This is a genomic window from Brevibacterium sp. MGP-B1, assembly GCF_057766545.1.
Genome location: NZ_CM173407.1, coordinates 1,730,819 through 1,745,747 on the forward strand (window position 1 = coordinate 1,730,819; position 14,929 = coordinate 1,745,747).

At 59.4% G+C, this 14,929-nt stretch carries 13 protein-coding genes; 10 read left to right on the forward strand and 3 right to left on the reverse strand.

Annotation, left to right across the window (positions count from 1 at the left end; translation table 11 throughout):
• Positions 1–43: 43 nt before the first annotated feature.
• The 3 genes from AC3CD9_RS07905 to AC3CD9_RS07915 all read left to right on the forward strand — a co-directional run bounded on the left by AC3CD9_RS07905 (position 44) and on the right by AC3CD9_RS07915 (position 3,841).
• A complete protein-coding gene (locus AC3CD9_RS07905; RefSeq protein WP_488367122.1) occupies positions 44–1,135 on the forward strand; it encodes a LacI family DNA-binding transcriptional regulator in 1,092 nt (363 codons plus the stop codon).
• Between the two features lie 261 nt (positions 1,136–1,396).
• Positions 1,397–2,779, forward strand: a complete 1,383-nt coding sequence (locus tag AC3CD9_RS07910; protein WP_488367123.1) for an MFS transporter — start codon at positions 1,397–1,399, stop codon at positions 2,777–2,779.
• A gap of 75 nt (positions 2,780–2,854) precedes the next feature.
• Positions 2,855–3,841, forward strand: coding sequence for a DUF2804 domain-containing protein (locus AC3CD9_RS07915; protein ID WP_488367124.1), 987 nt, complete (start codon positions 2,855–2,857; stop codon positions 3,839–3,841).
• A gap of 11 nt (positions 3,842–3,852) precedes the next feature.
• Here the strand turns inward: AC3CD9_RS07915 and AC3CD9_RS07920 are convergent, their stop codons facing one another.
• Positions 3,853–4,776: a patatin-like phospholipase family protein gene (locus tag AC3CD9_RS07920; RefSeq protein ID WP_488367125.1), complete on the reverse strand. Its 924-nt coding sequence runs from the start codon at positions 4,774–4,776 to the stop codon at positions 3,853–3,855.
• 225 nt (positions 4,777–5,001) lie between these two features.
• Here AC3CD9_RS07920 and AC3CD9_RS07925 point away from each other — a divergent pair, with 225 nt between their 5' ends.
• Complete coding sequence (locus AC3CD9_RS07925) at positions 5,002–5,145, forward strand: hypothetical protein (protein WP_488367126.1); 144 nt, start codon at positions 5,002–5,004, stop codon at positions 5,143–5,145.
• A gap of 8 nt (positions 5,146–5,153) precedes the next feature.
• Entirely contained in the window at positions 5,154–5,936 is a 783-nt protein-coding gene (locus AC3CD9_RS07930) for a hypothetical protein (RefSeq protein ID WP_488367127.1), read from the forward strand.
• 75 nt (positions 5,937–6,011) lie between these two features.
• Here the strand turns inward: AC3CD9_RS07930 and AC3CD9_RS07935 are convergent, their stop codons facing one another.
• Positions 6,012–8,027, reverse strand: a complete 2,016-nt coding sequence (locus AC3CD9_RS07935) for an ABC1 kinase family protein (protein ID WP_488367128.1) — start codon at positions 8,025–8,027, stop codon at positions 6,012–6,014.
• Positions 8,028–8,194: 167 nt separating this feature from the next.
• Positions 8,195–9,112 (reverse strand): sugar-binding transcriptional regulator, encoded by a 918-nt coding sequence (locus AC3CD9_RS07940; RefSeq protein ID WP_488367129.1) that lies wholly within the window; start codon positions 9,110–9,112, stop codon positions 8,195–8,197.
• 145 nt (positions 9,113–9,257) lie between these two features.
• Between AC3CD9_RS07940 and AC3CD9_RS07945 the strand changes: the two genes are divergently transcribed.
• The 5 genes from AC3CD9_RS07945 to AC3CD9_RS07965 are packed head-to-tail and all read left to right on the forward strand — an operon-like array spanning position 9,258 to position 14,853.
• Positions 9,258–10,592, forward strand: a complete 1,335-nt coding sequence (locus AC3CD9_RS07945; protein WP_488367130.1) for an MFS transporter — start codon at positions 9,258–9,260, stop codon at positions 10,590–10,592.
• A 5-nt stretch (positions 10,593–10,597) separates the two neighbouring features.
• Positions 10,598–12,142: an FGGY family carbohydrate kinase gene (locus AC3CD9_RS07950; protein ID WP_488367131.1), complete on the forward strand. Its 1,545-nt coding sequence runs from the start codon at positions 10,598–10,600 to the stop codon at positions 12,140–12,142.
• A 41-nt stretch (positions 12,143–12,183) separates the two neighbouring features.
• Complete coding sequence (locus AC3CD9_RS07955; protein ID WP_488367132.1) at positions 12,184–13,182, forward strand: NAD(P)-dependent oxidoreductase; 999 nt, start codon at positions 12,184–12,186, stop codon at positions 13,180–13,182.
• A 38-nt stretch (positions 13,183–13,220) separates the two neighbouring features.
• On the forward strand, positions 13,221–13,856 hold the full coding sequence (locus tag AC3CD9_RS07960) for a class II aldolase/adducin family protein (RefSeq protein WP_488367133.1): 636 nt from the start codon (positions 13,221–13,223) through the stop codon (positions 13,854–13,856).
• A gap of 40 nt (positions 13,857–13,896) precedes the next feature.
• Positions 13,897–14,853 (forward strand): carbohydrate kinase family protein, encoded by a 957-nt coding sequence (locus tag AC3CD9_RS07965; protein WP_488367134.1) that lies wholly within the window; start codon positions 13,897–13,899, stop codon positions 14,851–14,853.
• Positions 14,854–14,929: the final 76 nt, after the last annotated feature.

The window sequence follows — 14,929 nt, forward strand, 5'->3', positions numbered from 1 at the left end:
GAAACTATGAAAGCCTGGAAAGCGGACACGGAGTAGTGGTGTTATGACAGACGAACCTGGGCCTAAAAAGTCCAAAGCTCGCCCCAGCATCAAAGACGTTGCTGCGCTGGCCGGAGTGTCATGGCGGACAGTTTCCAACGTCATCAATGGGCATCGGTACCTGAGGCCTGAGACCAAGGCCAAAGTTGAAGAGGCGATCGCCGAACTGGGCTACAAGCCGCAGACAGCAGCACGACAGCTGCGGACAGGACGCAGCAACCTCATCACACTCGCGATCCCATACATCGATCACCCTTACTTCGCCAGCCTGGCACACGCCGTTGTCGAAGCGGCCAAGTCGTATGACTACACCGTGCTGATAGACGAAACTCGCGGGCTGCCGGAGAAGGAAGAACAGGTAGCGCAAGGGTATAAGAACAGCCACGCGGACGGCATCATCTTCAGCCCCCTGACCCTGCCTGTCGACTCGATCCTGGCCGCCCGTGACGAAACGCCACTCGTCTTGCTCGGCGAGCACACACTCGACCCTCGAATCGACCATGTCACCGCGGACAACGTCGAATCGACCCGTGAAGCCACCGAACACCTCATCTCACTCGGTCATCGCCGAATCGCCTTCCTCGGATACCTCACTGAAGGCACGCTCGGCACCGGCGATCTCCGCATCGAAGGCTACCGTCGAGCCCTGGCAGCTGCCGGGATCGACGAAGACCCGGATCTCATCATCGGCGCCGCCCCACAGTCCGATCCCACCCAAACGGTCAGCGCGGAGCGCGACTACTCGCGCGAAGAGGGTTACGCCCGCGCACGGCAGATTCTTCTGCTGCGGAAGACGGCGCCGATCGATGCAGTTGTATGCGCCAACGACCTACTGGCAATCGGCCTGCTCCGAGCATTCAGAGAAGCCAGTGTGCAGGTGCCTGACGACATTGCTGTCACGGGATGGGACAACACCCCGGAAGGCGGATTCTCGGCACCGAGACTCACCACAATTGCCCCCGATATGAATGCGATCGCGCGGTTCGCTGTCGAGGCGGTACATCAACGCATCCTGGGCTCGACAGAAGCTCCTGCAGGACGTGTAGCCCCGCACCGCTTAATGATCCGCGAGTCAACAGTGGGCGACCGGCCCTAACCACCCCCACCGAGCTTCTGCTCATTGTCTCCAGTCTTCGTGGCTTCACTATTGCAACGTTGCAATACGGGCGACGATCTGCTTTGATTTCTCTACAGAGCACCTTCGGAAGTCCGCACTATCGCCGAATCTGCTCACACCTGCCTGCTTGTCATCTCAACTGACGACGCCCTCAGATGGACCGGCAAGCAGCACCACCGCCAAATAGGCCGTAGACAGCGAGAGCTGCGACGCCTGGAATGATCAAGGAAGCTCATACCTGTGAACACCACCGCAAATCCGGTCACACATCGGGACCCCGAGAAGCCGGGACGCATCGAAAAGCTCGGCTATGGAATGGCAGGCGGCGCCAATAACGTCGTCTGGACCGGAATATCGACCTTCCTCGTCTACTTCTATACCGACGTCGTCGGCATCGCCGCCGGCCTGATCGGCACGATCTTCCTCTTCTCCCGCATCGTCGACGGCGCCAGCGACGTGGTCATGGGCGTCGTCCTCGACAAGACCCGGACTCGCTTCGGCAAGGCTCGGCCGTGGCTGCTCTGGCTGGCGCTGCCATTCGCAGTGGTTGCGACCGCGCTCTTCGCGGTCCCCGACGCCAACAGCACCACCCAGATCATCTACATCATTGTCACCTACAACATCGCACTGCTCGTCTACACCGCGGTCGAGATCCCACACGGCACCCTCGGTGCCCTCATGACCTACGACCAGCACCAGCGTTCGGTGCTCAACGTGGCGAAGATGATCGGTGCCTATGTCGCCATCATCGCCATCACAAACATCACCCTGCCGATCGTCGACTTCTTCGGCGGCGGCCAGTCCGGCTGGATCTACACTTTCGTGATCTTCGGACTCGTCGCAGCCGCCATCTACTTCTTCACCTTCTGGTCGACGAAAGAACGCACTGACCCTGTCGGAACAAAGCAGGACAAGGACCGTCCGAGCGTCAAGGCCAGTCTGATCTCGCTCGCGCGCAACAAGTACTGGTTCATCGCGACCCTGGTCCTGCTGCTCATGTACATCTACAACGCCATCACCGCCGGCGTCGCAATCTACTACTCCGAGTACGTGCTCGGCTCACCAGCCTTGGTCGGCGTGGTCGCGACGGCTCTCACACTCGCAACCTTGGGCGGAATGCTCCTCGTCGTACCCATCACTCGACGCTTTGGAAAGCGCAACACAGCAATCGTCGGCTGCCTGATCGCGGTCGTCGGCTCACTCATCATCTTCGCTGTTCCCGACAGCACCGCAGTCGTGGTCATCGGACAGGTCGTCCGCGGAATCGGCAAGGCCGCAATCATGGGAGTCATCTTCGCCATGCTCGCCGACACCATGGAATACGGGGAATGGAAAACGGGCATCCGCATCGAAGGTCTCATCTACAGCGGCGCCAGCATGGGGATCAAAATCGGCACCGGACTCGGCAGTGCACTCATCGGGTGGGGTTTGGCGGCCAGCGGGTACCTCGGCGGTCAGGAGACTCAATCAGCAGAATCCATCTCAATGATCTCGAACCTCTTCATCTGGGTCCCAACGCTCGTCAGCGTCCTCATGGCAGTGCTCCTGTACTTCTTCAAACTCGACAAACAGTATCCGCAGATCCTCGAGGAGCTGCGGGCCATGAAAGAACGTCAGGCCTGACCGCCGAGAGCACGCCGGCCCCCGTTGAGGACCCCATCGACTCAGCACACCAAACCACGAAATCAAAGGAACCAAATGGAGAAAGAACTTCACCAGCCCGTCGACATGTGCCTCAAGAACGGGACACTCAACGAAGCTGCAATCGGGTGGAGTCGGTTCCCGGTGCACAACGCCAACCTCAAGGGCTGGGGCCGCAGGAAGCGGTTCGACTACTGGTGCATCGTGTCACCGGAGATGATTCTCGCATTCTCCATCTCAGACACGGACTATAAGGCCGCTACCTCTCTGTTCTTCTTCGACAGAAAGACCCAGACCGAGACAACCGCGAGCTCAATGGACTGGTTCAGGTCCAATCCGTCCTCGCGCGCACCGTGGGGCTCACAGCAGATTCGCTCCGGGGACAAAGACGTCGATATCTCGATTACCTTCGGCGATCAGATCATCGCGCTGAATGTCGCCACTGCGAACGTCAACGCCGAGGTGGAAGTCATCGTTCCAGACGACCACCAGTCGATGGGCGTCCTTGTTCCATGGAACAGTCGACGCTTCCAATACACACGCAAGGACAACTGCCTGAGCGCCAGGGGGCGAGTTCGGGCCAACGGAGTCACCTATCGCCTCGATGAGTCCACAACAACAGCGACCATGGACCATGGCCGCGGCAAATGGCCCTACGACACCCTATGGAACTGGGCCTCCGGCAGCGGCACGACATACGGGGAAGAGATCGGGCTGCAGTTCGGCGCCAAATGGACTGCCGGAACTCCGTCGACCGAAAATGCGCTGCGGCTGGGCGGCCAGATCGAAAAGATGAGCGAAGAGCTCGAGTGGACTTACAACACCGGCGACTGGATGGCCCCGTGGACGATCAAGGGCGAACGAGTCGACCTCACCTTCATCCCCGAATACCATCGGCACTCGGAATTCGACAAGAAGGTCGTCAGCAGTCGCGAGGAACAGGTATTCGGCCATTTCTCCGGCACGGTCTGGTCCCTGGCGGGACGTGAGTATCGGGTGGAGAACATCTTCGGATGGGCCGAGGAGGTCCATAGGCGGTGGTGATGTTGGGCCCTCTACGCTGAGTTCTGTACCCCGAGGAACTCTCGCAGCATCGGCAGCTCACGCCTCGCCTGCGACAGCCCCATCCGGTGAGCCGCAGCGAGTCGTGAGAGGTCGCGCGTACTGTTGTCAACGGGCATACGGTCCGGAGCGAAAACGTGCGCCTTCCCCTCCGCTTCGAGTTCGAAGATGCGTTCGCGAGTCTCGTTGTACCGCTTCCAGCGAGTCAGCAACGCGTCGGCCAGTGCAGGATACTTCCGGAAGATGCCCCGGAACACCGCAGGGAATCGTTGCGGTGCTTTCTTGTACCTGCGCTCCTGCGTGAGGACGATGACGAACTTCTCAAAGCCCTCGCGCCGAGCTTGACTCAACGCGATTCCGCCGTCCTCCCCCATCGCTCCATCGACGTACACGCGCCCATCAAGGTGTACTGGTGGCATAACAATCGGCATCGTCGATGACGCCTGCACGCGGATCATCAGATCGTCGATGTTTGGGGTGTCTTTCTTCGACCACACCGCTTCCTCGCCGGTCACCGCATCGAACGCGATGATCCGCATGTCGCCGGTGCTTGCCTCGTAGGTGCCCCAATCGAACGGCAGTGCTTCGTCGGGTGCACCGGCACGTTGGTAGATGTACTCGCCATGGAACATCCCTTTGCCGCGAGCGAAGTACCGCCACCCGCCGAATTCTTCTTCCTTGGCGAACTCGACGAACGATCGACGCACTCTCCACTTATCGCCGGACAGGTAGTTCACTGCAGTGGATGCTCCGGCACTGATGCCAGCGACCCAATCAAACGACAGGCCTTCGTTGAGCAAGGTGACTGCCATGGCGCTGGTGAGCGACGCTCGCATCCCACCGCCTTCGAAGATGAGTGCGGTATCGCTGATTTGCTTAGTTGCGCAGTTGCGCGCTGCTGGAGTGGAACCTCTCATTTTCCCATCTTATCCAGGAGACTACTAGCCAACCTAGCTTCAGCGCATCGCCCCATCAAGAAGTTGCGCCGCAGTCTCCACTGACCCGTGCTCAATTGGCAACAACTATCAATCAATCCCGGCACGAACGGCGGACGCGGCAAGATTCACTTCACAACCCGGCTGGCAAGAAGTATTGTGAGAGCGAGATGATTAGGATGCAATACACGACACAAAGGTGTACAAATGACAGCTGAAGCCTTTCTCAATTTTCTTGATAAGAATATAGTCACAATACTCTTTGCTATCGCCTGGTTCGTCTTAGGCATACTGGGCCAAAAGCTCGGCGATAAAATTAGCCGCCCGCCCAACTTCGACCATAAAGCCTAGGACAATCAATGGATGCCATTTGGACTGAGATCGTAATCGGCCTTCCGGGCTTGCTTGCAGGAGTTTTCATCGCTCCTGCCTTTGGGCGCATTTCAGGCTCACCCGGCCAATCAGCCAGCTCACTTCCAAGCATCGTACGGAACGCAAAGAGCAAGTATCCCGCCAAAATCAGACGCAAGCAAGTGCGGGCCAACCGCACCACTACAGGTAGCGGATCCGACACTCTTATAGCGTGGATAATTGGCACCGCAATCGTTGTATCATTGTATATTGAGCACCGCGAGCGAGTCTTAATCGTTCTCTTTGCGATAGCAACTGCAATTTCGGCAATCGCAGCCATATCAATTTTACTCATGTCGAGAAAGAGAGTAGTCGCAGGAAACCGCGGGGTCTATCTGGCTCTACTTGCCCTCTTCCTCGCAACAGGTGTCGGATTCTTGCTCGTCGTATTACTATGGAACCCACCCTTCGCCACCGAGCAATATATTAAGTTCCTAGAAACTGGCAAGGACGGCGGGATCGAAGGACTTCTTTTTGTTGCATATCAAATACTTGGCGGACTTTCATATTTAATAGTTGCCTTCTTCTGCATTTCATTTTCAATATGCCTAGTCAGCTCAGTGAATCTTCATGTTCGCGCCGCTGGAATGTGGCTTTGGAGTATATCGTTCCGGGCAACGTCGGGAGCCTGGTCACCGGTGGTCGCATTCATAACAATAATTTGCTCGCTTATTTCAATTGCCATGTCGAGCGGATTTGCTTTTACCATGCTGCAAAATCTTACAAAATAAATTTGGTGTGCTTTATGGCAAATACTGCTCAAGCGAAACGACACGCCCCCAGGAGGGCCATAGACGCAAGAATAACTATCCCAACCCTTCCCACGTCATCCTCTGTCGAAGCGCCGGGGCGAGGACCAGGGCAGCGATGACGCTACCGGCCAAGAGCATCCATGCGCCGAAGTACGTGAAGAGTTTGAGTTCTGGCGCCAGCGCCGGGCCGAAGTCCGCGGCCATGAGAATGACCCCACCAAGGATGAGCGCGGTCGAGACGATGACCTGGATGAACTGTTCGACGGTGGAAACAAGCAGATTCTTGATAGTCGCAATGTTCAGTCCGCTCGTTCCGACGTCGAGCGTGCCGTCCTGCAGGTGGCCGGCGATGCGGGAGATCTGTCCGGGCAGCTCGGCGATCTGTGGTGCGGTCGCTGCCGCGTAGAGCGTCATCTCGTGTCGGTCTACTCCCAGTCCCCCGACCTCTCGCAGCAGTGTCTTGCCGTTCTGAGTCACGAGCGCCAGCAGGTTGAGTTCGGGCACCAGCCGGGTGATCGATCCTTCGAGGGTGCTGATGGCACGGAATGCCGTCGCCACGGAGGCCGGCATCGGGAAACCGAAGTCGACGACGAAATCGATGAGTTCGCCGAACAGCGCCGCCGAGGTCGAGCCCGGTGCCCCGTCTCCGTATTTGAGCATGATCTGCCCGATCTCACGTTGCAGTTCCCGCAGGTTCACCTCGCTCGGTGTGCCGAGCAGCTCGAGGATGGCCGCGGTCGCGGCCTGCGAGTTCTGCGAGTCGAAGGCCATGAGCAGCAGTGCGATTGCTCGGCGATCGCGTTTGTCGATGCGACCGACCGCACCGAAATCGACGAGGCCGGCACGACCCGCGCTCGAAACGACGATGTTTCCAGGGTGGAGGTCGGCGTGGAAGATGCCCTTCCCGAGCACCTGGCGGACGACCATGAGGAAGAGGTCCTGGGCGATCTCTCTGCGCGCGATCTCGGAGAGGTGGTCGACCACCTCGGCGCCGTGGGACAGAGGGGAACCCTCAACGAGGTCCATGACGATGACGAATTCTCCGGAGAGCTCCTTGTACACGTGAGGGATGTGGACGACGGAATCGGTCTTCGTCGTCGATCGACCGGTCTCGTCGGCGAGACGGAGGGCTTTGATGTGGGCGAGCTCGCCGCGGTAGTCGAGCTCGCCCTGCAGGGAATCGACGAAGCTGCGCGCGAGTTTCGCGATGCCGATCTTCTTCGCCCAGTCGGTGGTGCGATCGAGGCGGTCGGCCAGAGTGAGGACGATGTCGCAGTCGGCTCGGACCTGTTTGCGGATCTTCGGCCGCTGCACTTTCACCGCGACCACGCGACCTTCCCAGGTCACGGCGCGGTGGACCTGGGCGACGGAGGCACCGGCGAACGGTCTCTCATCGAACTCGGCGAACACCTCGGCGACGGGACGTCCCCATTCGGTCTCGAGCTGGTCCTTCACCTCGGCGAATGGGACGGGCTTGACCCCGGCCTGGAGGGTGGAGAACTCCTCGACGAATTCGTGCGGGATCATGTCGCCACGGGTGGCGATGAACTGGCCCAGCTTGATGAACGTGACCCCCGAGGCGGCCAGGGCGTCACGGGTGGTGGCGGCGATCTCTCGGAGGGAAACTCGCAGGGTGGGAATTCGCGGTCGGAGATAGCGGGAGAGGCCGAATTTGATGAGGATCTTCTGGATCTGTGCCAGGCGGTTGACGCGGCGGTACCAGGTGGGGATCTTCGGCGCGTTGCGGATGAGTGAGCTCAGGGTGCCCGACGGCATGATGAGTTCGATCGCGAGGAGGACGAACATCTGGATGACGATGAACCAGGCGAAGAGCAGCAGGAAGACCATGATGGCGGGGAAGCTCATCGACAGGCTCGGATACTGTTCGGATTCGGAGATGCCGAGGAGTTTGTACGCCTGGAGGGTGATGGGCCAGATCGAGAGGCCCATGACGAGGGAGACGATCGTGTTGCGGGCGGCTCCGGTGCCGGTGAGCATCATCCGCCGGACGAGGAATCCGACGATGAGCGCGCTGAGGACGCCCAGTCCGATGGTGTAGAGGATCGTCACCCGTCAGCCCTTTCACGTCGCGGCACATTCCAGAACCAGCCTAATTGAACTGGTGCCACCTCACTCGGGAATCGGCAGACTCATTGAGTTCTGTCATCTTGCGGCAAGTTCTCATCCAATCGGAAGCATTCGCTTGTTCGACCTCAACCAAGAGTCCGAACCGCACCCTAACCCCTGATCAGAGCCTCAGCGCACGCCAGGTCGGTCACCAGGTAGTTGATGAGTCCGGAGCGTGCCGCAGCCCGCACTGCCTCCACCTTGGCCAGACCTCCTGCAATTGCCATCCGATTGGGGATCTGCCGCATCTCATCAAGTGACAGACCCACCACTCGGCGGTCTAGGTCTTCTGTCAGGGCATGCCCTTCGGCGTCGAAGAATCGTGCTGAGATATCACCCACCGCTGCCGAACGAGCTATCTCGTCAAGATCCGACTGGCTGACCTGTTGTCGAAATACCGGAGCTACATCATGAGCCACGCCCACTCCGACGATCAGAAGATCCGCTTGAGCAGCTTCCTCCAACACCGTTGCGCAACCGGCGCGGTTCATCAGTGCTTCATACACTCGGGAATCCGCTGCTATCAATGGAGCGGGAAGCTGAAAACTCTGACCACCTGTCGCCCTCGCCACCGAGGTCACCAGCTCCTGCGGATTCGAGCCGATCGCCCGTCCCGCCCGTCCGCCGGCCAGTGGAAATATCTCAAGCTCGGGAGCTGCGAACTCCTGAAGGCTTCCAGCACTCGCACTCACAGCGGCACTGAACCCCATGACCACCCGCTTCGCACGACGAAGCATCGTCTGCATCGCCTCCGCACCGGTGACACCGAGAAGGCGATTGTCGATCGGGTGGTCGCTGGTGACGTTCGATTCGATGGGAGGAGAGACCCATACGCCCTTGAGCGCGAACTGATCCGCAAGAGTCTTCTCGATCTCGAAGAATGGGCGTTCATCGGAATGCACCCTGATCTCCACGATTCCCGCCTGCCTCGCTTCAGCCAACAATCGTGTGACCTTCACACGAGAAAGGCTAAAGAGCGTGGCGATCTCCTGGTGAGTGAGACCATTCTCGAAATGCAACCGTGCCACTCTTCCGAGTGTCCGCCTATCGGTCATCTGCCAGTCACTCCTTCGTGAAAACGCAACAAGATCTTGACATCGTGCAACCAGTGCCTATCCTACATTTATCATTGTTCATTCACGTGAACAAATGTTCACACTCAAAGGAGAGACGATGTCCGGACTCACCGCCGCAGCCCAGCCAAGCGGCTTCTCGCGATTTCTCACCAGTCAGGGAATCTCAGCCAAGCTCGCCTGGGGTTTCCTCGCTCTGATGCTCTTCATGGTCGGCGACGGCATCGAGCTCAGCTTCTTGTCGAACCACCTCACCGACCAGGGGTTTGGGGCAGGAAGCATCGCCACTCTGTTCTCTGTGTACGGTTTTGTCGTCGCTATCGCCGCATGGTTGGCCGGTGCCTTGGCCGAGTCGTGGGGGCCTCGCCGAGTAATGATCATCGGCGGCGTAATCTGGATCGCTCTCGAAGTCGTCTTCCTCGTCGGCGGCGTCATTCCGGGCAACTACACGATCATGGTCATCGCCTACGCGATCAGAGCGATCGGCTACCCATTCTTCGCCTATGGCTTCCTCGTCTGGGTAACCATGGAGACACCGAATGAGGTGATGGGAAAGGCAGTCGGCTGGTACTGGTTCTTCAACGCCATGGGCCTCGGAGTCATCAGCGGTTACTTCGTCTCTGCCGTCGTCGAGCCCTTCGGTGCTCTCGGCACACTGTGGTCAGCCATCGTTTTCGTCATCGTAGCGACCGTCATGGTGGCGGTCCTCGTCAAGTCTCAGAAGGGTGCACGCCGGCCGACCAAGAAGGAAACCATCGACGGACTCGTGAAGTCCGTGTCGATCATGGCGGAGAAGCCTAAGGTTGCCGTCGGTGGCCTCCTGCGACTGATCAACACGATGTCGTACTACTCGTTCGCTGTGTTCCTCAATGTCTATATGGTTCAGACCATCGGCTTCAGTCAGTCCGAATGGTCATCCATCTGGGGCACCATGCTCTTCGCCAACGTTCTCGCCAACCTCATCTCCGGCTACGCCTCCGACATCTTCGGTCGGCTCAACGTCATAGCGTGGGGTGGGGGTCTCGCGACCGCAATCACCATCCTCGGCTTCTACTACGTTCCGCAGGGCGTAGGAGCGAACTACCTGGTCGTCATGATCATCGGCATCATCTACGGTCTCGCCCTCGGTATGTACGTTCCGCTGTCGGCCGTCGTGCCTCTCCTTGCCAAAGAGCACAAAGCGGCGGCCGTTGCCGTACTCAATCTCGGTGCCGGGGCCTCGAACTTCGTAGGCCCGGTGATCGCTGGTTTGGTCCCCATCATGGGAGTCGCACCGGTGATCTGGGTGCTCGCCGCCATTTACATCATCGGACTGTTCCTCACCTACCTGCTTCGCGCGCCGGGTATTGAACCCGAGAAGATCGAAGCGCGCAGAGCCGCACGCGCCAAGCGGCAGACGGAACTCAGTGTTGCGTCGATGACCGAGGAAGGCTGAGCTGAGTGAACAGACAGGCAATACTCGGCATCGACGCGGGCACCACTGCGGTGAAGTCAGTGGTCCTCACGACCTCGGGCACAGTGCTGGGGTCGGCGCGGACCGAACTCTCAGTCCAACGTCCCTCACACACGCACGCCGAGCAGGACATGCTCGGAGTCTGGGACGCAGTGTGTCGCACGACGAAAAACGCACTTGAACAGGCATCAGCTGCTGATATCATCGCCGTCTCGGTCACCGGGCAGGGAGACGGGGCCTGGCTGATCGACAGCGACGGCAGTCCGACCGGTCCTGCGCTGCTGTGGTTGGACGGGCGTGCAGGGAATCGAGTCGACCGATGGCAGCTCAGCGGTCGCGCCGACTCAGTTCGCTCAATCACCGGATCGGCACTCTTCCCCGGCGCGTTGCCCGTCCTGCTCGAGGAGATCGAAGAAGCAGACCCGGACAGGCTCGACGCTTCCGCATACCATCTCAACTGCAAAGATTGGATCCGCTTCAAGCTGACAGGCAATATCGCCACGGATCCGACCGAAGCCAGCCGCACCTATCTCGACGTCTGCAGCGGCGACTACTCAACCGATCTCTTCAGAGAGCTGGAACACGAGCGATTTCGACGACTTCTCGCCCCGGTTCGGCCATCGTCCGAAATTGCAGGGTCAGTCACATCGCAGGCTGCAACAGTCACCGGTCTACCGGTCGGGCTCCCCGTGGTCACCGGGATGGTAGATACTCCGCTCGGCGGCATCGGACTCGACGCAGCGAGGACCGGCCGAGCCTACGCAATCATGGGCACCACGAGTTTCGTCGGTGCAGTGCACGACCGTAGGACGGCAACGAGCGACCAACCAGTCATCACTTTGTCATTCGACGGCAAGGGCAAAGTGCTTGAATGTTTTGCCCCGATGAATGGAACTCCCAACCTCGACTGGGCTCGCAAGTCGCTCGGCTTGAGCAACCTCGAATGGAGCGATATCGAAGACCTCGCTCAGACGGCGCGTCCAGGATCCGGGGGCGTCATCTATCTTCCGTATACCAGCACCAGTGGAGAACGCGCCCCCTTCGTCGATACAGCCGCCTCGGCGAGCTGGATGAACCTCTCGGTGAGCACAACGGCTGCTGAAATGGTGCGTGCCGTCTATGAAGGGCTGGCTCAATCGCTGCGCGAATGCATGGATGAGCTCGACATCGGGTCGTCCACCGTCATCCGATTGAGTGGCGGCGGCGCTCAATCGGACACCATCTGCCAGATCGTCGCCGATGTCTCCGGACGAGTTATCGAAAGATCAGACGATATCGAGCTCGGAGCACGCGGATGTGCAGCGTTGGCACTCGTCGCCACGGGCAGAGTCGAGAGCATCGATGAAGCAATGACCGTGCTCTCGACTTCAGTTCGACGCTTCGAACCTCATGCTCACCTCGGCGAATTCTACGCAGCTCAGGCAACGACTTTCAGACGGGTGCGAGACGCAATGCGCCCGCACTGGACGGAACTTCGCCACCTGCGGGCCGACTCTCACCATGACACCTCGGCCCCTGCCTCGTCGACGTGACAGCTACCCGACTACATAGCGCCCCTTTCAGAAAGGACACCATGAGCACCAAACCCGACCTCGTCATCACAGCAGCATTCGACCCTGTTCAGGTCGATGGACTCCGCAGCCAGTTCACCGTCCATACGGTTGAACCTTCGATCGCCGGAAGTTCCCTGAGCACGCGCGGAATCGACGAGCTCCTGGCGAATGCCCAAGTCGTCATCACAGAACTTGACCGGGTCGATGAGGATTCACTGACCAAAGCACCCCACCTGCGAGCAGTGGTCTCTTGCCGGGCGAATCCGGTCAACGTCGACATTGCCGCATGCACGGCCAGAGGAATCCCCGTGCTGACCACCCCTGCGAGAAACGCGGAAGTCACAGCCGACCTTGCATTCACACTTCTCCTCATGACTGTGCGTCACGCCAGTCAGGCGGAAAGATGGCTGCGCGGAGGAAACTGGGTATCTGACGATGTGTTCGCACCTTATTCACTCTTCAGAGGGATCCAGCTCTCAGGCCGCACACTCGGCATTCTGGGTGGCGGTGCGGTAGGGAGAGGAGTTCTCCGACGCGCACGCGGATTCGGTATGGATGTCATCGTCTACGACCCCTTCCTACCGGAAGATGCGTTCGGCAAGGAGGCCCGGATTGCTCCACTCGACGAGGTACTCACCAGTTCCGACATCATCACCCTCCACGTCCCACTCATGGAAGAGACCATCGGGCTTCTCGGCGCGCGCGAGTTATCACTCATTCGGCCGGGATCTTTCCTCATCAATGCCGCCCGTGCCGCGCTGATCGACGAGGAAGCACTAGTCAACGCCGTGACCGAACGTCGACTGGCCGGACTCGGGCTTGACGTCTTCTGGCAGGAGCCGACACCCACTGATCATCCGCTTTTCGAATCGGACATCGTCACCATGACTCCACATATCGCGGGAGCATCCGACGACGTCATCCGCGAGCATTCTCGGATCGCCGTGGACGGGCTCACCGAGTGGAGAGAGGGACGGCACCCGAGAACTGTGAAGAACCCCCAAGTCTTCTCCGCCTGACACAGAATCCCGCCGATCAACAAACAGAAGGACCACACATGAACGATCAGCTGCTTGAGCTCGTCGACGAACTCAGTCACGTCGGTGCGGATGCCGTGCAAAGAGGTCTCGCACTCGCCAGCGGAGGAAACCTATCGGTGCGCGTTCCGGGAGCCGACGAATTCGCTATCACCGGAGCCGGAACCTTCCTCCATCGGCTGGCTGCCGACACTTACGCTGTCGTCGATCTCGAAGGAAGAATCACCGACACTACCTCGTCAGTGCGCCCATCCTCCGAATGGAAGCTCCACCAGCGCACGTATCGAGCCCGGCCGGACGTCAATTGCATCATCCACCTCCACCCGCAGTACGCCGTGCTGCTCGACGCATTGGGACACAGAGTCCGACTTTTCACCCTTGACCATGCGTTCTACGTCAAATCCATCGGCCGGACGGATTTCTACCCAAATGGTTCTGACGAACTCGCCGACACCGCAGCCATCGAGGCCGGAAACCACAACTGCATCATCATGGGCAATCACGGATCCTCAGCTATCGGACCGGACATCGAAATGGCCTATCGCAGGGCCGTGAACATGGAGCAGGCAGCTGAGGCGACATACAGAGCCCTGCTGCTGGGAGACACCGACAGCGAATTTCCACCCGAGCAGTGGGCGAAACTCCACCATGCCTGAGTTGACCCCGGACTCCTCGACTTTGACAAGGAGCACCTGAATGACACGTGTCCTCACCGTCGGAATGCATCTCGCTGATGTGCTCGGGCGATATGTCGACGCCATTCCCGAAGGGCAGGGAATTCAGCTGCTGGAAGAGATCCGCCTGACCGTCGCCGGCACCGCGGCCGCAACCGCTGTCAACCTTGCACACCTCGGCGAAACTGTGTCGACGGTGGGTGTGATCGGCGACGACGCACTCGGTGCGTTCATCGCGACCCGCATGCACGATGTCGGTGTATCGACAAAGCACCTGCGCGTCGATGAGTCTCTCCCCACCTCGGCGACGATACTGCCGGTCCGTCGAGACGGCAGCCGCCCCGCACTACACGTTGTCAGCACCAATGGCCGACTCAACGAACAAGACCTGCAGCCTGACCTGCTCAACGGCACGTCACTTGTCCACCTTGGGGGCACCTGTCTCCTGCCCGGAATCGACGGTGGGCCCAGCGCAGACTTCCTTCGAATGGCCAAGGACCGTGGAGCCATCGTGACGATGGATTTCATTCCCAGCCGAACATCGCACTTACGTGACCGCCACGCGATCGAGCACTGCCTCCCGTTCGTCGACTACCTTCTACCGAGCGACGACGATGCCTACTACATCGCCGAGGCCGATGGGGATCGACTGCGAGCCATCGACTACTACCTCGGTGCTGGTGTTAAGAACGTGCTCATCACTATGGGCGAGCACGGAGTGAGCATCAGCAACAACGGTCAACGGGATCTCCGACTTCCCGCATTCAACGTCCATGTTGTCGACACGACGGGATGCGGTGATGCCTTCTCGGCGGGATTCATCGCAGAGCTGCTGCGTACGGATGACATTGTCGCAGCAGCTGAGTTCGCCCTGGCCTGCGGCAGTCTCATGGCAACCGGTCTGGGGTCCGATGCTGTCGATCTCACTCGATCGCAAGTTGAGGACTTCCGGACTACCACGTCTCGAAGCGCGCCCTAGCGCCTGCACCGAAGGATTCCAGTTCCACAAACACTGTGTCGGCCCACTGTCTTACCACCGATGAATCTGAGAACAG

What these genes read in the sequence shown, in the direction of transcription:
- AC3CD9_RS07905 (WP_488367122.1), top strand. Translation starts at nt 44, where the DNA reads ATGACAGACGAACCTGGGCCTAAAAAGTCCAAAGCTCGCCCCAGCATC.
- AC3CD9_RS07915 (WP_488367124.1), top strand. Translation starts at nt 2,855, where the DNA reads ATGGAGAAAGAACTTCACCAGCCCGTCGACATGTGCCTCAAGAACGGG.
- AC3CD9_RS07920 (WP_488367125.1), bottom strand. Translation starts at nt 4,776, where the DNA reads ATGAGAGGTTCCACTCCAGCAGCGCGCAACTGCGCAACTAAGCAAATC.
- AC3CD9_RS07925 (WP_488367126.1), top strand. Translation starts at nt 5,002, where the DNA reads ATGACAGCTGAAGCCTTTCTCAATTTTCTTGATAAGAATATAGTCACA.
- AC3CD9_RS07930 (WP_488367127.1), top strand. Translation starts at nt 5,154, where the DNA reads ATGGATGCCATTTGGACTGAGATCGTAATCGGCCTTCCGGGCTTGCTT.
- AC3CD9_RS07945 (WP_488367130.1), top strand. Translation starts at nt 9,258, where the DNA reads ATGTCCGGACTCACCGCCGCAGCCCAGCCAAGCGGCTTCTCGCGATTT.
- AC3CD9_RS07955 (WP_488367132.1), top strand. Translation starts at nt 12,184, where the DNA reads ATGAGCACCAAACCCGACCTCGTCATCACAGCAGCATTCGACCCTGTT.
- AC3CD9_RS07960 (WP_488367133.1), top strand. Translation starts at nt 13,221, where the DNA reads ATGAACGATCAGCTGCTTGAGCTCGTCGACGAACTCAGTCACGTCGGT.
- AC3CD9_RS07965 (WP_488367134.1), top strand. Translation starts at nt 13,897, where the DNA reads ATGACACGTGTCCTCACCGTCGGAATGCATCTCGCTGATGTGCTCGGG.